Annotated in this window: 16 protein-coding genes; 8 read left to right on the top strand and 8 right to left on the bottom strand. The window is 72.8% G+C overall.

Annotation, left to right across the window (positions count from 1 at the left end):
* Window positions 1-6: 6 nt before the first annotated feature.
* Window positions 7-1,527 (top strand): L-arabinose isomerase, encoded by a 1,521-nt coding sequence (gene araA / locus IFT73_RS10715; protein WP_192167607.1) that lies wholly within the window; start codon window positions 7-9, stop codon window positions 1,525-1,527.
* A 306-nt stretch (window positions 1,528-1,833) separates the two neighbouring features.
* Window positions 1,834-2,946 (top strand): glycosyltransferase family 1 protein, encoded by a 1,113-nt coding sequence (locus IFT73_RS10710; protein WP_192167606.1) that lies wholly within the window; start codon window positions 1,834-1,836, stop codon window positions 2,944-2,946.
* A 19-nt stretch (window positions 2,947-2,965) separates the two neighbouring features.
* Here IFT73_RS10710 and IFT73_RS10705 read toward each other — a convergent pair whose 3' ends face one another.
* The gene (locus tag IFT73_RS10705) at window positions 2,966-3,130 is read right to left on the bottom strand and encodes a hypothetical protein (protein WP_157432470.1); all 165 of its coding nucleotides are present in this window, start codon (window positions 3,128-3,130) and stop codon (window positions 2,966-2,968) included.
* 84 nt (window positions 3,131-3,214) lie between these two features.
* Window positions 3,215-3,640, bottom strand: coding sequence for an Hsp20/alpha crystallin family protein (locus IFT73_RS10700; RefSeq protein ID WP_197984001.1), 426 nt, complete (start codon window positions 3,638-3,640; stop codon window positions 3,215-3,217).
* A 162-nt stretch (window positions 3,641-3,802) separates the two neighbouring features.
* Here IFT73_RS10700 and IFT73_RS10695 point away from each other — a divergent pair, with 162 nt between their 5' ends.
* The 3 genes from IFT73_RS10695 to IFT73_RS10685 are packed head-to-tail and all read left to right on the top strand — an operon-like array spanning window position 3,803 to window position 6,785.
* Window positions 3,803-4,237, top strand: a complete 435-nt coding sequence (locus IFT73_RS10695; protein ID WP_056605957.1) for an SRPBCC family protein — start codon at window positions 3,803-3,805, stop codon at window positions 4,235-4,237.
* On the top strand, window positions 4,234-5,187 hold the full coding sequence (locus tag IFT73_RS10690) for an SDR family oxidoreductase (RefSeq protein WP_192167605.1): 954 nt from the start codon (window positions 4,234-4,236) through the stop codon (window positions 5,185-5,187). Before IFT73_RS10695 ends, IFT73_RS10690 begins: the two co-directional genes overlap by 4 nt.
* Complete coding sequence (locus IFT73_RS10685; protein WP_192167604.1) at window positions 5,184-6,785, top strand: NAD(P)/FAD-dependent oxidoreductase; 1,602 nt, start codon at window positions 5,184-5,186, stop codon at window positions 6,783-6,785. Before IFT73_RS10690 ends, IFT73_RS10685 begins: the two co-directional genes overlap by 4 nt.
* Window positions 6,786-6,850: 65 nt before the next feature.
* Here IFT73_RS10685 and IFT73_RS10680 read toward each other — a convergent pair whose 3' ends face one another.
* Entirely contained in the window at window positions 6,851-6,988 is a 138-nt protein-coding gene (locus tag IFT73_RS10680) for a hypothetical protein (RefSeq protein WP_157432471.1), read from the bottom strand.
* Window positions 6,989-7,073: 85 nt separating this feature from the next.
* Window positions 7,074-8,144: a YihY/virulence factor BrkB family protein gene (locus IFT73_RS10675; protein ID WP_056605963.1), complete on the bottom strand. Its 1,071-nt coding sequence runs from the start codon at window positions 8,142-8,144 to the stop codon at window positions 7,074-7,076.
* Between the two features lie 340 nt (window positions 8,145-8,484).
* Here IFT73_RS10675 and IFT73_RS10670 point away from each other — a divergent pair, with 340 nt between their 5' ends.
* From IFT73_RS10670 to IFT73_RS10660, 3 genes are all read left to right on the top strand, one after another.
* Window positions 8,485-12,249, top strand: a complete 3,765-nt coding sequence (locus IFT73_RS10670) for a SpoIIE family protein phosphatase (protein ID WP_192167603.1) — start codon at window positions 8,485-8,487, stop codon at window positions 12,247-12,249.
* Window positions 12,246-12,560, top strand: a complete 315-nt coding sequence (locus IFT73_RS10665; RefSeq protein ID WP_056605969.1) for an STAS domain-containing protein — start codon at window positions 12,246-12,248, stop codon at window positions 12,558-12,560. Before IFT73_RS10670 ends, IFT73_RS10665 begins: the two co-directional genes overlap by 4 nt.
* Window positions 12,561-12,641: 81 nt before the next feature.
* Window positions 12,642-13,478: an SDR family oxidoreductase gene (locus tag IFT73_RS10660; protein ID WP_192167602.1), complete on the top strand. Its 837-nt coding sequence runs from the start codon at window positions 12,642-12,644 to the stop codon at window positions 13,476-13,478.
* Window positions 13,479-13,559: 81 nt separating this feature from the next.
* Here IFT73_RS10660 and IFT73_RS10655 read toward each other — a convergent pair whose 3' ends face one another.
* The 4 genes from IFT73_RS10655 to IFT73_RS10640 all read right to left on the bottom strand — a co-directional run bounded on the left by IFT73_RS10655 (window position 13,560) and on the right by IFT73_RS10640 (window position 18,707).
* Window positions 13,560-15,851 (bottom strand): catalase, encoded by a 2,292-nt coding sequence (locus tag IFT73_RS10655; RefSeq protein ID WP_192167601.1) that lies wholly within the window; start codon window positions 15,849-15,851, stop codon window positions 13,560-13,562.
* Between the two features lie 94 nt (window positions 15,852-15,945).
* Window positions 15,946-16,905: an ATP-dependent DNA ligase gene (locus tag IFT73_RS10650; RefSeq protein WP_192167600.1), complete on the bottom strand. Its 960-nt coding sequence runs from the start codon at window positions 16,903-16,905 to the stop codon at window positions 15,946-15,948.
* An 88-nt stretch (window positions 16,906-16,993) separates the two neighbouring features.
* Window positions 16,994-17,875: an SDR family oxidoreductase gene (locus IFT73_RS10645; protein ID WP_192167599.1), complete on the bottom strand. Its 882-nt coding sequence runs from the start codon at window positions 17,873-17,875 to the stop codon at window positions 16,994-16,996.
* A 67-nt stretch (window positions 17,876-17,942) separates the two neighbouring features.
* The gene (locus IFT73_RS10640) at window positions 17,943-18,707 is read right to left on the bottom strand and encodes a sigma-70 family RNA polymerase sigma factor (RefSeq protein ID WP_056605981.1); all 765 of its coding nucleotides are present in this window, start codon (window positions 18,705-18,707) and stop codon (window positions 17,943-17,945) included.
* Window positions 18,708-18,759 lie beyond the last annotated feature (52 nt).

Here is an 18,759-nt window from a genome sequence, read left to right as displayed (position 1 = left end):
TCGCCCATGAGCACGCAGCAGGATCCGTCGACCACCCCGCGCACGGTCTGGTTCCTCACCGGCAGCCAGAGCCTCTACGGCGACGAGACCCTCGCCCAGGTGGCCGAGCAGTCGCGTGAGGTCGCGGCGATGGTCGACGGCGACGAGCGCATCCCCGTGCCGGTCGTGTGGAAGCCCGTCCTGACGACGGCCGACGCGATCCGGCGCGTCATGCTCGAGGCGAACGCCGACGACTCGTGCGTCGGCCTGATCGGCTGGATGCACACGTTCAGCCCGGCCAAGATGTGGATCCAGGGCCTCGACTCGATGCGCAAGCCGTTCCTGCACCTGCACACGCAGTGGCACCGCGACATCCCCTGGTCGACGATCGACATGGACTTCATGAACCTGAACCAGGCCGCGCACGGCGACCGCGAGTTCGGCTTCGTCCAGACGCGTCTGGGCGTCCCGCGCAAGACCGTCGCGGGGCACGTCAGCGACCCGGCGGTCGGTGGACGGATCGCGACGTGGGCGCGGGCGGCGACGGCGGCGCACGACATGCGCACGCTCCGGCTCGCCCGGTTCGGCGACAACATGCGCGACGTCGCGGTCACCGAGGGTGACAAGGTCGAGGCGCAGCGGCGGTTCGGCGTCTCGGTCAACACGTTCGGCGTCAACGACCTGGTCGACGTCGTCGGCGACGTCGAGCCCGGCGCGGTCGACAAGGTCGTGGCCGAGTACGCCGACCTCTACGACATCGCCCCCGACCTGCAGGTGGGCGCCGACCGGCACGAGACGCTGCGCTACGCGGCGCAGCTCGAGGTCGGCCTGCGACGCTTCCTCGAGGCGGGCGGCTTCGGCGCCTTCACGACCAACTTCGAGGACCTCGGCGGCCTGCGCCAGCTGCCCGGCATCGCGGTGCAGCGGCTCATGGCCGACGGGTACGGCTTCGGCGGCGAGGGCGACTGGAAGACGTCGGTGCTGGTGCGCGTCACCAAGACCATGGCCGCGGGGCTGCCCGGCGGCACGTCCTTCATGGAGGACTACACGTACCACCTCGAGCCCGGCAACCAGAAGGCCCTCGGCGCCCACATGCTCGAGGTGTGCCCGACGATCTCGGCGTCGCGGCCCAGCGCCGAGGTGCACCCCCTCAGCATGGGCGGCCGCGAGGACCCCGTGCGGCTCACGTTCGTCGCCGATCCGGCCGAGGGAATCGTGGTCGGCCTGTCCGACCTCGGCGACCGGTTCCGGCTGACGGCCAACGACGTGACCCTCGTCGAGCCCGACGAGCCGCTGCCGAAGCTGCCCGTGGCGTGCGCCGTGTGGCAGCCCCACCCGTCGCTGCCGACCTCCGCGGAGGCCTGGCTGATGGCCGGCGGCCCGCACCACACGGTGCTGACGACGGCCGTCGGCATCGAGGCCTTCGACGACCTGGCCGAGATCCTGCGCACCGAGCTCGTCCACATCGACGCCGACACCGAGCCGCGGCGGTTCCTGCAGGAGCTGCGCTGGAACCAGGCCTACCACCGGCTGGCCGACGGGCTCTGACGGCGCGATCGAGGCCGGGTCGCCCGCGGGATGCCCGACCGCGAGGTGGCGAGGCGTACCGTGGCCGCAGGGCCGGTGTTGAGAACACAGCGGCGGTCCTGCGCGAAGCGGTCGACAGGGGCGCGACTAGGGCGTACCCGGCGCTCGTCCGCTCGGGGCGGGATCGAACGGATCTCGTCCCGACCGGGTCACCGGATCAGCCCGCGACGTCACCGCCGCGCGGGCCGGTTGCCGTGCGGCGTTCCGGGTACGCACCTGCGCCGGGTGCAGAAGGTCGCCTGTCGTCGATCGACCAGGAAGTCCGTCATGCCCAGCCCCACCCTCACCGCCGACCTGCCGGCACGTCGCGCAGCGACGGTCATCCGCGTCGCGTCGGTGCCCGCCTCGCACGTCTACGTCCGCCACCTCTCCGCGCCCGACGGGGTCGACGACGGCGTCGTCCGCCTGCCGGACCCGCCGACGTCGGGCCGGTCCGAGCAGTCGCAGTGGTGGCCGCCGACGATGCTCGCCGCCGCGTGGGTGCACCGGCACCACGAGTCGTTCGACGTCTTCCACGTGCACTTCGGCTTCGACGCCCGCACGCCCGCCGAGCTGGCCGACCTCGTCGACGCGCTGCGGACGCACGGCAAGCCCCTGGTGCTGACGGTGCACGACCTGCGCAACCCGCACCACGCCGACCGCCGCGAGCACGACGCCCAGCTCGACGTGCTGGTGCCGGCCGCGCAGGGACTCGTCACGCTGACCCGCGGTGCCGCCGCGGAGATCGCGGGGCGGTGGGGCCGGTGGCCGACCGTGATCGCGCACCCGCACGTCGTCGAGGTCGAGCAGATGGCGCAGCGGCAGGCGGGACGCACCTCCCGACCCGGACGGACCGCCCGGGTCGGGCTGCACCTCAAGAGCGTCCGCGCCGGCATGGACCCACGCATCGTCCTGCCGGCGCTCGTGCGGGCGGTCGAGGGCATCGAGGGTGCGGTCCTGCAGGTCAACGGGCACGCCGAGCTGCTCGAGCCGGGCGGGCGCGCGTACGACGCGGAGCTGGCCGGGCTCGTCCACGACCTCGGCGACCGCATCGACCTGCGGGTCCACGAGTACTTCACCGACGACGAGCTGTGGGCGTACCTGTCGTCGCTCGACGTCTCGGTGCTGCCCTACCGGTTCGGCACGCACTCGGGGTGGCTCGAGGCGTGCCGCGACGTCGGCACCGCGGTGGTGGCGCCGTCGTGCGGCTACTACGCCGACCAGGGGCCCGTCGAGACGTACCTCCTCGACGAGGACCTGTTCGACGAGTCGACGCTCGAGGCCGCGGTGCTTCGGGCGCTGGTGCGCGCCGAGCCCGCCGCGACGGTCGCCGACCGCGAGCGGCAGCGGCTCGAGGTCGCCGTGGCGCACCGGCGCCTGTACGAGTCGCTGCTCGCCTGACGCCGCGGGTGGTGCGGCGTCAGCCCCGGTCGTCGCCCGCCCACGTCGAGGGCGGGTCGCTGGTGGGGAACGACTCCTCCGACATCTCGTCGACGAGGTCGTCGTCGGGCCAGCCGCCCTCGGGGGCGTTGGGGCCCGGCTTCCAGGGCTGGGACTCGTCCGGGTGGTCGGTGGGATCGGTCATGGGTCCTCCTCGCGCGGCGGCGCCGGGACGTCCGACGGGGTCCGACCGAGCGTATCGGCCGGACCCCGTCGGGCCCGTGCGGCGTCAGGCGCCGATCGAGGCCGGCTCGTCGGCGTCGCTCACCCGGATCTTGCGTGGCCGCGCCCGCTCGCTCAGCGGGACCACGAGCGACAGCACGCCGTGGTCGTAGGTCGCCGAGATGCGGTCGGTGTCGACACCGTCGCCCAGCGTGAACTGGCGCACGTAGCTGCCGGTGCGACGCTCCTGCGCGATCCACTGCGCGCCCTCGTGGGTGGCCGCGGTGCGCTCGGCGCGGATCGTCAGCAGGTGACCGTCGAGGTCGATGTCGATCGAGCCCGGGTCGACCCCGGGCAGATCGGCCGTCAGGACGTAGCGGTCACCGTCCTTGAGCAGGTCGACGGGGACCGCCCGGGGGCCGGTGCGCAGCGGGCTGCGGCCGCCCGCGAGGCGGTCGAGCTCGGCGAAAGGATCAAAGGTCATCGCGGTCATGTCAGATCTCCTTCCTGGGGGTTGAGTCGATGTGACTCAACTACGGCACCTTTATAGACACCGGCACGCGACGTGTTCAAGCCGGATCGTCTGAGAATTCGCTGAGATCGAGACCACGTGCCCGAGGGGGTTGGGGGAGGGGGGTTCGGGTACGCGACGCGCATGAGCACCAACACCCGCACGATCCGCACGACCCCTCACCGCGTGTGGGAGATCGTGACCGACGGATGGACCTACCCGCTGTGGGTGGTCGGCGCCACGCGCGTCCGCGAGGTCGACGACGCCTTCCCGGCCGTCGACTCCCGCATCCACCACTCGGTCGGCGTGTGGCCCGCGCTGATTGACGACACGACCAGCGTCGTCGAGCTCGACCCCGAGCGCCTGATCCGCCTGCGTGCCCGCGGGTGGCCGATCGGCGAGGCCGAGGTCGAGATCGAGCTCGTGGCATCGGGTGCCCACACCGAGGTCACGATCCGCGAGGAGGCCGTCGCGGGGCCCGGCACGCTGGTCCCCGAGCCGCTCAAGGGCCTGACCCTGAAGTGGCGCAACTCCGAGACGCTGCGCCGGCTGGCCTACCTGGCCGAGAACAAGCCGTGACGCGGGCGGCGCGGGTCATCGTCGTCACGGGGGCGTCGAGCGGCATCGGCCGCGCGACGGCCCTGCAGGCCGCCGACGCCGGCGACCACGTCGTGCTCGTGGCCCGCGGCGCCTCGACCCTCGAGGTCGTGGCGCAGGAGTGCCGCGACCGCGGTGCCGGGTCGGTCATGGTCGTGCCGACCGACGTCGGCGACGACGCGGCGGTCGCGGCCTGCTTCGCGCAGGTGGTCGAGCGCCACGGCGTCCTCGACGCCGTCGTGCACTCCGCGGGTGTCGTGGCCTACGGACGCACCGAGCAGATCCCCGCCGACGTCTTCGACGGCGTGCTGCGCACCAACCTGATCGGATCGGTCAACGTCTCCCGCCACGCCTTGCCCGTGCTGCGCCAGCAGCGCGCGGGGTCGCTGGTGCTGATCGGCTCGCTGATCGGGCACATCGCGGTGCCGTCGATGAGCCCGTACGTGCTGAGCAAGTGGGGCGTGCGGGCCCTGGCCCGCCAGCTGCACGTCGAGAACCGCGACCTGCGGCACGTGCACGTCTCCTACGTGTCGCCCGGCGGTGTCGACACCCCGATCTACGAGCAGGCCGCGACGTACGACGGCTTCGTCGGACGTCCGCCGCCGCCCCTGGCCGGTCCCGAGAAGGTCGCGCGCATCGCGCTGAAGCGCATCGACCGCCCCCGTGCGCGCACGCAGGTCAACCGGTCGAACGACGTCGTGCGGATGGGCTTCAGCGCGTTCCCCGGCGTGTTCGACCGCCTGATCGGACCGCTGTTCCGCGTCGGCGCGATGGAGGTGACGACGCCCGTCGCCCCGACGACCGGCAACGTCCTGTCGTCGGTCGAGGCCGGCAACAGCCTGCACGGCCAGCAGGGCAACCCGTACGTCGGGATCGTCCGCAACCTCGTCGCCCTCGCGCGCCGCCGGGGGTCGAGGGGGTCCGCCGCATGAGCGGATCGCACGGGCACGACGCCGTCGTGATCGGCGCGGGACCCAACGGCCTCGTCGCGGCCAACCATTTGGCCGACGCCGGCTGGTCGGTCCTGGTGCTCGAGGCGCAGGACGAGGTCGGCGGCGCGGTCAAGAGCGACCGCGACGTGCACCCCGACTTCGTCCACGACACGTTCAGCGCGTTCTACCCGCTGGCCGAGGCGTCGCCCACGATCCGGTCGTTCGACCTCGAGCGGCACGGCCTGACGTGGGTGCACGCCCCCGCCGTGCTGGGGCACCCCCTCCGCGACGGCAGCTGGGGCATGCTGCACCGCGACCGCGAGGTCACGGCCGGGCTGTTCGACGCGGCGCACGCCGGGGACGGCGAGGCGTGGCTCGACCTGTGCGGGCAGTGGGACCGCATCGGCGACCAGATGATCAAGGCCCTGCTGTCGCCGTTCCCGCCCGTCAGGAACGGCATCGGCGCGCTCGCGAGGCTGCGCAGCGTCGGCGGGCTCGACTTCGTCAAGACCATGCTGACGCCCGCCACCGACGTCGGCCTGTCGCGCTTCGGGGGCGTGGGGCCGCGGCTCGTCATCGCCGGCAACGCGGGCCACGCCGACATCCCCCTCAACGCTCCCGGGTCGGGGCTGATGGGCATCCTGATGTCGATGCTGGGGCAGACCGTCGGCTTCCCCGTGCCCGAGGGCGGTGCGGGCCAGCTGGCCCACGCCCTGCGACGACGGTTCGAGTCGCTCGGTGGCGAGATCCGCTACGCCGCCGAGGTCGTCCGCGTCGAGGTCACCGACCGTCGTGCCACGGCGGTGCTGACCCGCGACGGCGAGAGGTTCGCGGCCGGGCGGGCCGTCGTCGCCGACATCGTCGCGCCGCACCTGTACGGCCGGCTGCTCGCGCCGGAGGACCTGCCGGCGCGGACGCGTCAGGCCATGAGGTCGTTCGACCTCGACCCGTCGACCGTCAAGGTCGACTGGGCCGTCGACCGTCCGGTCCCGTGGGCGTCCGCGCCCCCGCACGCGCCCGGCACGTTCCACGTCGCCGACTCGGTCGAGCAGATGACCGAGGCCCACGGCCAGGTCGCCGCGCGCACGGTGCCGGCGGCGCCGTTCATGCTGGCGGGCCAGATGACGACGTCCGACCCGACGCGCTCGCCCGCCGGCACCGAGTCGCTCTGGGCGTACACCCACGTGCCGCAGCACTCGGTCGGCGACGCCGGTGACGGGAGCGTGCGCGGCGTGTGGGACCGCGACGACTGCGAGCGGTTCGCCGACCGCATGCAGGCGCGCATCGAGGCGTTGGCGCCGGGCTTCGGCTCGACCGTGGTGTCGCGCCGCGTGCTGGGCCCGCGCGAGCTCGAGCAGCGCGACGCCAACCTGATCGGCGGGGCGATCAACGGGGGGACGTCACAGCTGCACCAGGAGCTCATCTTCCGGCCGGTGCCGGGCCTGGGCCGCTCGGAGACCCCCGTGCGGGGGCTCTACCTGGGATCGGCCTCGGCCCACCCCGGCGGCGGCGTGCACGGTGCGCCGGGCATGAACGCGGCACGCGCCGCGATCGCCCACGCCCGGGTGCGTCGGGCCACCGGGGGTCTCCTGCGCTGACCGCGCACCGCCCCCGTCGAGACGAGCGCTCGGCGGGGGCGGGGCGGGGTGGCGTGACGGATGCGTCAGGCGTCGTCGTCGGTCGAGCCGCCCGGCGGCACGGGCGCCTCGGGGCCGGTCGCGGGCGCGCCCTCCTGCACGGGGTCGACGGGGTCGTTCTGGCCCTCGTCGGCCTGCGGAGTGGTGTCGGGTGTCTCGGTCATGGGTGCTCCTCGGGTGCGGGGTTCGGTCGCCACCCCGTACCCGGTGCGACGGCGACGAATCCCGGCCGTCGACCGGTCCGGCCCGTCACCCGTCGCTCCCGCGCCTGCGGTCGTCGGCCTCGACCTCGGCGTCCTGCCGGATCTCGCGGGCGTCGGCGACGTCCTCGCGGTGCTTGGCCGCGGCCTTGTCGATGGTCCGGGTGTCGCGCGGCGGCAGCTGGATCGTCTCCTCGGCGGGCTGGCCGGCCTGCAGCTCGCGTCCGCGCTCGAGCTCGGCGTCGAGCTCCGCGCCGAACAGCAGCGCCAGGTTGGTCAGCCACAGCCACAGCAGGAAGACGATGACGCCCGCGAGCGAGCCGTACGTCTTGTCGTAGCTCGAGAACATCGCCACGTACAGGCCGAACGCCGCCGACACGAGGATCCACACGACGATCGCGAAGACCGCGCCGACGCTGATCCAGCGGAACTTCGGCTGCTTGACGTTGGGGGTCGCGTAGTAGAGCACCGCCACGATCACGACCACGACGGCCAGCAGCACGGGCCACTTGGCGACGTCCCACACGAGGATCGCGGTGGACCCCAGGCCGATCTGGTCGCCGACGGCCTCGGCGACCGGCCCGGTCAGCACGAGCGAGGCCGCGGCGACGGCGACCAGCACGAGCGACACGAGCGTCACCAGCAGCTGCAGCGGGCGCAGCTTCCAGACCGGCCGGCCCTCGCCGACCTCGTACACGCGGTTCATGGCCCGTCCGAACGCGCCGACGTAGCCCGACGCCGACCACAGCGCTCCGAGCAGGCCGAGCACCAGCGCGAGGCCCGCCCCCTGCGACGTCGCGAGCCCCTCGATCGTGGGGCGCAGGCTGTCGACGGCCGACGCGGGCCCCACCTGGTCGACGATCTCGAGGAGCGCGTCGACGGTCGAGCGCCCCTGCCCGAACACGCCGAGCATCGAGACCAGCGCCACGAGGGCGGGGAACAGCGCCAGCACGGCGTAGTAGGTGAGGGCGGCCGCGAGGTCGGTGCACTGGTCCTTCGAGAACTCCCGGAGTGTCTTGCGTCCGACGTAGATCCACGACCGTCGGTGCAGGTCGGACGGCGAGTCGGGCTTGCGGTCGTCGTCGGGGTCCGCGGACGTCCGCGTGGTCGTGTCGGTCATGGTCCGCCGATACCCGGTGGGGTCACGGCGAAACAACCGCGCGGGCGACGCCACGGGGGCACGACGTGACATCGCCGATGTTTCGATCGGCCGGGGGCGGGTACGTGAGGGGTGGTCGCGAAGACCGGGTCCTCGATCCGGTCCGACGACGACCCCAGGCACACGAGGACGGCGGGCCCCGGCTCACGCAGGCGGGCGCGCCCGCCATCTTCATGTGACGGATCGGCAGGTCCGTCGTGCGCCGACGTCCGTCAATCGGCATAATCGTGTCGCAGCCGTGAAGCAGTCGCGCTGGCCGCCCGGCCGTGCTGCCCCCACGCGATCGGACGGCGGGACGAGCATGCGCAGCACCTGGACCTCCAGCGAGGTGGGGCGCGACCTCTCGGCCGTCGACTGGTCGTCGACCCCGCTCGGCGAGCCGGAGAGCTGGCCGGTCAGCCTCAAGGCCGCGGTGCGCATCCTGCTGTCGTCCAAGTTCGCGATGTGGATGGCGTGGGGACCGGAGCTGACGTTCTTCTGCAACGACTCCTACCGCCGCGACACGCTGGGCGACAAGTACCCCTGGGCCCTCGGGCGACCGGCGTCCGAGGTGTGGTCGGAGATCTGGGACGACATCGAGCCCCGCGTGCGCACCGTCATGGAGTCGGGCGAGGCGACCTGGGACGAGTCGCTCATGCTGTTCCTCCAGCGGCGCGGATTCGTCGAGGAGACCTACCACACGTTCTCGTACAGCCCGCTCGCCGACGACGAGGGGCACGTCGAGGGCCTGCTGTGCGTCGTCAGCGAGGTGACGGAGCAGACGATCTCGACCCGGCGCATGACGACGCTGCGCGACCTCGGCGCCCGCACGACGGGTCGGCACACCGAGGCCGAGGCGGTGGCGGCCGCGTGCGAGCAGATCACGGCCGACCCGCTCTCGATCCCGTTCGGCCTGGTGTACCTCGTCGACCCCGAGCAGCAGCGGCTCGTCCGGGCCTGTGGCGCCGGGGTCGACGACGACCACCCGTTCGCGCCCTCGACGATCGGGCTCGACGGCGGATCGGCCGTCTGGCCCGTCGCCGAGCCGATGGCCGGTCGCCAGACCCTCGTCGACCTGTCGGCCCTGCCGCACGAGCCTCCCGTCGGCGACTGGGGCCGGCGTCCGACGCACGCCCTGCTCGTGCCGTTCGTCGATCCCGCGACGTCCGACGCCTACGGGTTCCTCGTTGCCGGGCTCAGCCCGTTCCGTCCCGTCGACGAGGCCTACACGGGCTTCGTCGACCTGTTCGCGGGGCAGCTGTCCGCGGCGATCAACGCGGCGCGCACGTTCGAGGGCGAGAAGCAGCGCGCCGAGACCCTGGCCCGCCTCGACCAGGCCAAGACCGACTTCTTCACCAACGTCAGCCACGAGTTCCGCACGCCGCTGACGCTGCTGCTGGGCCCGACGTCCGATGCGCTGAACGATCCCGCGCTGGCCGCCGACGACGTCCAGCGGCGGCGGTTCGACGTCATCCACCGCAGCGGCCAGCGACTGCTCGAGCTCGTCAACAGCCTGCTCGACTTCTCGCGCCTCGAGGCCGGCGGCATCACGTCGCAGTTCGAGGTCGTCGACCTGGGGCGCGTCACCGAGCCGCTGGTCATGATGTTCGAGTCGGCGGCGGCGCAGGCGGGCCTGTCGCTGACGTTCGAGGCCGACGAGATGTCGGGGCCCTGCTACGTCGACGTCGAGCACTGGGCCAAGATCGTGCTGAACCTGATGTCGAACGCCTTCAAGTTCACGTTCGACGGCGGCATCGCGGTGACGCTGCGCGAGCACGAGGGGCAGGCCCTGCTCGCGGTCCGCGACACCGGGTCGGGCATCGCCGACGACGAGCTGCCGCACCTGTTCGAGCGCTTCCACCGCGGGCGCAACGAGGTCTCGCGCACGCACGAGGGCTCGGGCATCGGGCTGGCCCTGGTCGCCGAGCTGGCACGCCTGCACGGCGGGTCGGCGTCGGCGCGCAGCGAGCTCGGCGTCGGCACCGAGATGACCGTCACGATCCCGCTCGGCCGGGCGCACCTGCCGTCCGCCGAGATCAGCGAGACCCGGCAGCCGCGCACCGCTGGCGCGACGGCACCGTCCGCGCTCGTGTCGGAGGCGTCGCGCTGGCTCGAGCCGGCGACGGACGCCGCGACGCCCCCGGTCGGCCCGCCGTCCGAGGACGTCGCCCGCATCCTGGTCGTCGACGACAACGCCGACATGCGCGCGTACGTCGCCGACCTGCTGCGCGACCGCTACGAGGTCACGACCGCCTCCGACGGCGTCGACGCGCTCGACCACATGCGGCACGACGTGCCCGACCTCGTGGTCACGGACGTCATGATGCCGCGGCTCGACGGCTTCGGGCTGCTGCAGCGGATGCAGGCCGATGCCCGCACGACCAGCATCCCGGTCATCATGGTCAGCGCCCGCGCGGGCGAGGAGGGCACGGTCGAGGGCCTCGAGGCGGGGGCCGCCGACTACCTCGTCAAGCCGTTCGCGGCGCGCGAGCTGCTGGCGCGCGTCGGCGTCAACCTCGAGCTCGACCGCGTGCGGCGCATCCGCGCGACGCTCGAGCGCAGCGAGGCCCTGCTCGACCAGGCGCAACGCCTGGCCAAGGTCGGCAGCTGGGAGGTCGACTTCGCCGCCTCCACGATCTCGGGATCCGACGAGCTCCTGCGACTGCTGGGGCGCGATCGTGCCGAGTTCGAGGCGATGGGCTTCCCCGGGGCAATCGCCGACCTGGTGCACCCCGACGACGCCCCCCGGGTCTCCGCCGACCTGGCGGCCCTCGAGGTCGGCGGGATGACGGCCTACGACCAGCGCATCGTCCGGCCCGACGGCGAGGTGCGGCTCGTCGCGGTCCGCGCCGCGCTGCTCGGCGACGACGCCGGCACGCCCGTCATGCTCCAGGGCTCGATGCAGGACATCACCGAGCAGCGGGCCGCCGAGCAGGCCCTGGCCGCGGCCCGCGCCCGCGACGAGGCCGCACAGCGCGAGCACTCGATCGCCGAGGAGCTGCAGCGCAGCCTGCTGCCCGCCGAGACGTTCGACCTCGACCACCTCGACGTCGCGACGTACTACCGGGCCGGTGTCGAGGGCACCTACGTCGGCGGCGACTGGTACGACATCATCGAGCTGCGCGGCGGACGCACGGCGCTCGTGACGGGTGACGTCATGGGGCGCGGGGTCCGTGCCGCGTCCGTCATGGGTCAGCTGCGGTCGGCCGTGCGCGCCTTCGCGACGCTCGACCTGCCGCCGCACGAGATCATGCAGCACCTCGACGTCCTGGTGCAGGACCTCGTGGGCGACCAGATCGTCACGTGCGTCTACGCCGTCCACGACCCCGCCGCCGAGACGATCCGCTACGCCAACGCCGGTCACCTGCCGCCCCTGGTGGCGCACCGCGACGGCGTGGTGCAGCGCCTGACGGCGGGCGGACCGCCGCTCGGGGCGGGGTACGGCGACGTCGCGACCGAGGAGGCCGCGCTGCCGACCGGCGCCACGATCGTGTTCTACACCGACGGCCTGGTCGAGCACCGCGGCCAGGACATCGACGACGGCATCGCGGCGCTCGAGCGGCACATCGACTGGCACAGCACGACGTCGCTGCTCGGGGTGCCCGAGGGGATCGTCGAGGCGCTCCTGCCGCAGGGGCCCGACGACGACGTCGCGATCCTGATCGCGCGGGCCGTCTCGACCGACGACGCGGTGTCGATGTCGATGCATCGCGACACCGGCCGCGCGACGGTCGCCGAGGCGCGGCACTTCGTGCAGCAGCACCTGGAGCGCTGGCGGGTCCCCGACGGCGTGCAGCGCGACCTGGCGCTCGTGACGAGCGAGCTCGTGACCAATGCGATGGTGCACGGTGGCGCACCCGTCGACGTCCGGCTGCAGCTCGACGGCGACCGCGTCGTGCTCGAGGTGCAGGACGACGCGGCGAGCCACCTGCCGCGCCCGCAGGACCCGGACGACGACGACGAGCACGGGCGGGGCCTGCGCATCGTCGAGATCCTGTCCGACGAGTGGGGCATGCGGCCGACCGGCCGCGGCAAGTGCGTGTGGAGCGCCCGGACGTGGACGTCCGCGACAGGAGGAGTGTCATGACCGGCTTGACGTTCAGCAGCGACGAGGTCGACGGCCGCACGGTGCTGGCGGTCGGCGGCGAGATCGACACGCAGACGACCGACGAGCTCAGGGGGGCCGTCGACGACCTCGACGTGTCCCACCGCACGCTCGTGCTCGACCTGCACGGCGTCGAGTTCGTCGACTCCAGCGGGCTGGGGGCGCTGCTCGGCATCAAGAAGCAGCAGGATCGGGCCGGTGGGCACCTCCTGCTGACGCGCCTGTCCGACCCCGTCGCCCGCATCATCGAGATCACCCGGATGGACCGCGTCTTCGAGGTCACGGGCGGCTGAGACCGACCGTGTGGGCGCGCGGCCAGCGGGTACCGGACGCCTGACCGCGCCCACCCGGGGACGGCACCCCCAGGAGGACGCATGCCCGATTCACCCGCCCAGGACCTGCCGGGTCACGAGGACGAGCTGAGGCCCCTCGCCGACCACGGCGAGACGTCGTACCTCGGCACCGGCCGCATGCTGGGCAAGGTCGCGATCGTGACGGGCGGCGACAGCGGCATCGGCAAGGCCGTCGCGATCGCCTACGCCCGCGAGGGTGCCGACGTCGTGATCGCGCACCTCGACGAGGACGACGACGCCGACGACACCCGGCAGTGGATCGAGCGGGCCGGCCGCACCGCGGTCGTCGTCAAGGGAGACCTCGCCGACCCGGCGCACTGCCGCGACATCGTGGCGCGGACCGTCGAGGCGTTCGGGCGCGTCGACGTGCTGGTGAACAACGCCGCGGTGCAGATGTTCCGCGAGAGGTTCGAGGAGATCCCCGACGAGGAGTGGGACCGGGTCATCGCGACCAACCTCAGCGCGATGTTCCACCTCGTGAAGGCGTCGCTGCCGCACATGCCGTCGGGCTCGTCGATCATCGGCACGTCGTCGATCAACTCCGACATGCCGGTGCCGCAGCTCATCCCGTACGACGTCACGAAGGCCGGCATCGCCAACATGACGGCGGGGCTCGCGCAGCTGCTGGCCGACCGCGGCATCCGCGCCAACAGCGTCGCGCCGGGGCCGATCTGGACGCCGCTGATCCCTGCGACGATGCCGCAGGACGCGGTCGAGGACTTCGGCGGGCAGGTGCCGATGGGCCGTCCGGGACAGCCGGCCGAGCTCGCACCCGTGTACGTCATGCTCGCGTCCGACGAGTCGTCCTACGTCTCCGGCGCGCGCATCGCCGTGACGGGCGGCAAGCCGATCCTCTGACCCCGGCGACGACGACGAAGGAGGGGCTCCCGCGATCGCGGGAGCCCCTCCTGTCGTGCCGTGCGGCCGGGTCAGGCCGGGTCAGGCCGGGAAGCGCTCCCACACGCGGTGGCTGCCGAGCAGCGTCACGAGGTGCGCGATCACGTCGGACGCGTCGTCGCCGACGTACACGCCGGCGGGCGCGGCGGGCAGGCCGCTGGCCTCGAGGGCCGCGACGCTGTCGCCCCAGCCTCCGAGCGCCTTGCCGTGTCGGTACGCCTCCGACAGCAGCAGCGCGGCGCGCGGCTCGAGCGTGCCGGTGCTCGGGGCGGCCGCCTTCACGTCGGCGGACGGGTCGGCGTCGGGTGCCGCGGCGGGCGCTCCCGCCAGCACGATCGCGTCGAGCTCGATCGACCGGACCGTCAGCCACGTGCGCTGCACCGTCACCGGGTCGCCGTGACCGTCCTCGAGCACGCCGCCGTGCGAGGCGATGACCAGCGGCACCATCGATGCCGCGAACACCGCGTCGCGCACCTCGCGGACGCCGCTCAGGTCGTCCAGGCCGTCCGGGACGACGATGCCGACCATGCGTCCGTCGACGGGCCACGTGTCGCCGATCTGCGACAGGGCCGGGCTCGGCACCTCGTCGGTCAGCGGGATCGTCGGCTCCGGGGCCGGCAGGCCCAGGGCGTCGGCGACCTTCTGGCACAGGTCGGCGTCGATGTTGGCGAGCGCCAGCAGCTGCCGCTCCTTGATCGCCTGCTCGTAGCACTTGCCGAGCTCGAAGGCGTACGACTGCTTGACGTGCGCCTGCTCGACGTCGGTCAGGCTCAGGTAGAACAGCCGGGCCTGGCTGAAGTGGTCGTCGTACGACGCCGGGGCGGCCCGCACCTTGGTCGACGCCTCGACGGCCTGCGGGACGTCGATGAACGCGCTGACGTCCTCGCCGGCCAGGAACGGGCAACCGCCGTCGATCGAGTTCGGCCTGTACGGCGCGATGCCGGTGTGGACGGCGTCCTGGTGGTAGCCGTCGCGCAGCATGTCGTTGACGGGCGCGTGCGGACGGTTGATCGGGATCTGGTCGAAGTTCGGCCCACCCAGGCGCGTGAGCTGCGTGTCGAGGTACGAGAACAGGCGGCCCTGGAACAGCGGGTCGTCCGTCGCGTCGATGCCCGGCACGAAGTGCCCGGCGTGGAACGCGACCTGCTCGGTCTCGGCGAAGTAGTTGCCCGGGTTGGCGTCGAGCGTCATGGTGCCGATGACCTGCACCGGCGCGAGCTCCTCCGGCACGAGCTTGGTCGAGTCGAGCAGGTCGATGCCCTCGAACATCTGGTCGGGGGTGTCGGGGAAGACCTGCACGCCGAGGTCCCACTCGGGGTGCGCGCCCGCCTCGATCGCGTCCGCGAGGTCGCGGCGGTGGAAGTCGGGGTCGACGCCGGCGGCGAGCTGCGCCTCCTCCCACGTCAGCGAGTGCACGCCGAGGCGCGGCTTCCAGTGGAACTTGACCAGCGTGGTCTCGTCGTCGGCGTTCACGAGCCGGAAGGTGTGGACGCCGAAGCCCTCCATCATGCGGTACGAGCGCGGGATGCCGCGGTCGGACATGTTCCACAGCGCGTGGTGCTGGCCCTCGGTGTGCAGCGACACGAAGTCCCAGAACGTGTCGTGGGCGCTCTGCGCCTGCGGGACCTCGATGTCCGGGTGGGGCTTGCCGGCGTGGATGACGTCGGGGAACTTGATCGCGTCCTGGATGAAGAACACGGGGATGTTGTTGCCGACGAGGTCGAAGTTGCCCTCGGTGGTGTAGAACTTCACGGCGAAGCCGCGGGTGTCGCGGACCGTGTCGGCCGAGCCGCGCGAGCCCAGCACGGTCGAGAAGCGCGTGAAGACCGGCGTGCTGGCGCCCTCGGCGAGGAAGGCCGCACGCGTCAGCGTGGTCGCGGCGCCGTTGGACGTGAAGACGCCGTGGGCGGCGGCGCCGCGGGCGTGGACGACGCGCTCGGGGATGCGCTCGTGGTCGAAGTGCATCATCTTCTCGCGCAGGTGGTGGTCCTGCAGCAGGACGGGCCCGCGGGGCCCGGCCTTGAGCGAGTGGTCGGTGTCGCGCAGGGGCACGCCCGTGGCGGTCGTCAGGTACGCGCCCTGCTGGGCCGCGGCGAGCTCTCCGTCCTTCGACGGGGCGCCGGTCGGCGAGTGGGGGACGGGTCCGTGCTGCGCGGGCTTCGGCGGCAGCGGGTCGTGCGGCTCGGTCGGCTCGTCGATCGTGGGCGTGCCGCTGCCGGGCGTGCCCGGGATGATCGGGGCGGCACCGCCGACGGCGGACGAGATCTCGTCGACGACCTCTGCGGCGGCGTCCTTGGCCTTGCCGATGATCCCGGTGGGCTCCTGCTGGGTCATGGTGCTCCTCTCGACGTCCGCGACGTGCGGACGCCGGTGCATACCCGGGCCGTCCGGCAGCAAACCGGGGCGCAGGCGCAGGGGCAGGAGCAGGTCAGCCGACCGGGTCGCCGACCTCGTCGGGGCCGAGGTCGGGGCGCACGCGGACGAGCTCGAACACGGGCCAGCGCAGGGCGTCGCGCTCGGGCTGCGCGGACGTCTCGACGACGAGGGTCGGCTGCACGGGGTGCACCTCGCGACCCGTCTCGGTCGCGGCCGCCACGACGCGCGGGTCGAGCTGCTGGTCGCGCGGCTCGATCAGCTCGCCGACGTCCTGCTGCTGCTTGGCGCTGATGGGGTGCGTCCACCCGATGATGTCGTAGCCGGTCGCCCCCGGGGTGCCGAGCACGAGCCGCTCGGGCTGCTCGAGCGATCCGACGACGGCGCACACGACCGCCTCCGACGTGTCCTGGAAGCGCAGCTTGAGCCAGCCGCGCTGCCCCGACGTGTAGGTCGTGTCGCGCCCCTTCACGACGAGGCCCTCGATGCCGATCTCGTTGCGGCTGTACTCGCGGATCCACGACGCGGCCACGGCGCGGTCCGACGTCTGCGGGACGACCTGGAACGGCATCAGGTGGTCGACCAGCACGACGTCGAGCATGCGGCGCCGCTCGGTCAGCGTCTGGCCGCGCAGGTCGTCGTCGTCCCACATCAGCAGGTCGAAGGCGATGAACGACGCGGGGCTCAGGCCCAGCACCCGTGGCGGACCGGTGAGGCGGCGCTGCACCTGGATGAAGTCGTACGCGTCCTCGCCCCACACGACCATCTCGCCGTCCACCACGACGCCGTCGGGCAGCTCGATCTCGGCCGCCGCGACGATGTCGGGGAAGGCGGACGTGATGTCGTGCCCGTGCCGGGACTGGATGCGGCAGCGGCCACCCGCCATGAACAGGATCGCGCGGTAGCCGTCGAACTTGGGCTCGTACACGCAACCGCCCGGCAGATCGGCCTCGGCCGGCAGCGACGGGACGGGTCGGGCGAGCATCGGCACCATGCCGAACTCCAGCAGCGACACGTCGCCCCCCTCGCCTGACCGGCGGTCTGCTCCACCGGCACGAACGATCGTCACACACCTCGGTGCCGGACGCTCGGCCGATCCCGGATCAGAAGACCGGCTTGCCACCTGTCACCCCGAGGACCGTGCCGGAGACGTAGCTGGCCTCGGCGGACGACGCCAGGAAGACGAAGGCCGGGGCGACCTCGGCGGGCTGGCCGGCCCGCCCGAGCGGGGTCTCCTGCCCGAAGACCTCGAGCTTCTCGACGGTCTGCGTGGCGGGCTGCAGGGGGGTCCAGATGGGTCCCGGCGCGACGGCGTTGACGCGGATGCCGCGGGGGCCGAGCTGGGCCGCGAGGTTGACGGTCAGGTTGTTGATGCCGGCCTTGGTCGCGGCGTAGTCGAGCAGCGTCGTCGACGGGTCGAACGCCTGCACCGACGAGACGTTGATGATCGACGCGCCCTCGCCCAGGTGGGGCACGGCGGCACGGGTCATCCACAGCAGCGCCTCGAGGTTCGTGGTGAGGGTGCGCGAGATGCGCTCGTCGGTCAGCTTCTCGACGTCCTCCTCGCGGGCCATCTGGAACGCGGCGTTGTTGACCAGCACGTCGAGCCCGCCGAGGGCCTCGACGGTGTCGGCGACCAGCCGGTCGCACGCCGCGCTCGAGCGCAGGTCGACCTCGAGGGCGATGCAGCGTCGGCCGGTGTCGGCGACGGACTCCACGACGGCGTCGGCGTCGGACTTCTCCTCGGGCAGGTACGTGAAGACGACGTCGGCACCCTCGCGGGCGTAGGCCAGCACGACGGCGCGGCCGATCCCGGAGTCGCCGCCCGTCACGAGCGCGCGCAGTCCCGCCAGACGTCCGTGCCCGACGTAGCTGTCGTCGCCGTGGTCGGGCAGGGGGTCCATCGCGGACGTCAGTCCGGGCGGCTCCTGCTGCTGGGCGGGGAAGCCGTCGCGGAGCTCTGGGCGGTCGGTGTCGATGCTCATGACCCGGACGTGCCCAACCCCGCCCGGGTCAAACCGGACGGGGTCGGGCCGCGCGTGTCGCGACGGGTCAGGCCGCGCCGGCGATCTGCGAACCGGTGCGGATCTTGGCCAGGATCGAGGCGAGGCGCCGCGACACCTGCATCTGGCTGACCCCGACCTCCTCGGCGATCCGCTGCTGCGTCATGTCCTCGTAGAAGCGCAGGCGCAGGAGGTGCTTCTCGTCGTCGGTGAGCGACGCGCAGCCCGGGGCCGCGGTCATGAGGTCGTCGGCCGCCCCGAAGGCGTCGCCGTCCCCCTGGACCGTCTCGACGAGCGGGCGACCGCTGACGCCCGACGGCGCGTCGAGCGACTGTGGTGCGTAGTGGCTCGACGCCGCCATCGCCTCGCCGACCTCGGACACCGGGACGCCCAGGCGGGCGGCGACGAGCTCGCGGGTCGACTCGCGTCCCTGCTCGAGGAGCTCCTGCTGTGCCTCCCGCACCCGCGGCTGCATCTCCTGCACCGAGCGGGTCGGCCGGATCATCCAGCAGTGGTCGCGGAAGTGCTTCTTGATCTCGCCGAGGATCGTGGCGACGGCGAACCCGTGGAACGTCCCGCGCGACGGCTCGAAGCGCCGGACGGCGTGGACGAGCGCCAGGTTCGCGACGGCCGTCAGGTCGTCGTGGTCGGCGCCGCGGTTGCGGTAGCGGGCGGCGAGGCGCTCGGCGAGCGGCAGGCACGACCGGACCAGCTGGTCCTCGAGCAGCTCGCGCTCGTGGACGCCGTCGGCGCGATGGATGGCATGGAGGAGGTCGGCGACGATCTGGTCGGAGACGTCGGTGGAGTGACTCATGAAGAACTCTCTGGCGGCACGTGCGTGCGGCTGGGTCTTCAACCGGCTGATT

The sequence above is a fragment of the Aeromicrobium sp. CFBP 8757 genome (genome assembly GCF_014841755.1).
Lineage (GTDB): Bacteria > Actinomycetota > Actinomycetes > Propionibacteriales > Nocardioidaceae > Aeromicrobium.
Note: the sequence above shows the minus strand (reverse complement) of the source record. Positions and strands in the feature narration are given on the sequence as shown.

Coding starts and splice junctions, on each gene's coding strand:
- araA (WP_192167607.1), top strand. CDS start 7: ATGAGCACGCAGCAGGATCCGTCGACCACCCCGCGCACGGTCTGGTTC.
- IFT73_RS10710 (WP_192167606.1), top strand. CDS start 1,834: ATGCCCAGCCCCACCCTCACCGCCGACCTGCCGGCACGTCGCGCAGCG.
- IFT73_RS10705 (WP_157432470.1), bottom strand. CDS start 3,130: ATGACCGATCCCACCGACCACCCGGACGAGTCCCAGCCCTGGAAGCCG.
- IFT73_RS10700 (WP_197984001.1), bottom strand. CDS start 3,640: ATGACCGCGATGACCTTTGATCCTTTCGCCGAGCTCGACCGCCTCGCG.
- IFT73_RS10695 (WP_056605957.1), top strand. CDS start 3,803: ATGAGCACCAACACCCGCACGATCCGCACGACCCCTCACCGCGTGTGG.
- IFT73_RS10685 (WP_192167604.1), top strand. CDS start 5,184: ATGAGCGGATCGCACGGGCACGACGCCGTCGTGATCGGCGCGGGACCC.
- IFT73_RS10680 (WP_157432471.1), bottom strand. CDS start 6,988: ATGACCGAGACACCCGACACCACTCCGCAGGCCGACGAGGGCCAGAAC.
- IFT73_RS10675 (WP_056605963.1), bottom strand. CDS start 8,144: ATGACCGACACGACCACGCGGACGTCCGCGGACCCCGACGACGACCGC.
- IFT73_RS10670 (WP_192167603.1), top strand. CDS start 8,485: ATGCGCAGCACCTGGACCTCCAGCGAGGTGGGGCGCGACCTCTCGGCC.
- IFT73_RS10665 (WP_056605969.1), top strand. CDS start 12,246: ATGACCGGCTTGACGTTCAGCAGCGACGAGGTCGACGGCCGCACGGTG.
- IFT73_RS10660 (WP_192167602.1), top strand. CDS start 12,642: ATGCCCGATTCACCCGCCCAGGACCTGCCGGGTCACGAGGACGAGCTG.
- IFT73_RS10655 (WP_192167601.1), bottom strand. CDS start 15,851: ATGACCCAGCAGGAGCCCACCGGGATCATCGGCAAGGCCAAGGACGCC.
- IFT73_RS10645 (WP_192167599.1), bottom strand. CDS start 17,875: ATGAGCATCGACACCGACCGCCCAGAGCTCCGCGACGGCTTCCCCGCC.
- IFT73_RS10640 (WP_056605981.1), bottom strand. CDS start 18,707: ATGAGTCACTCCACCGACGTCTCCGACCAGATCGTCGCCGACCTCCTC.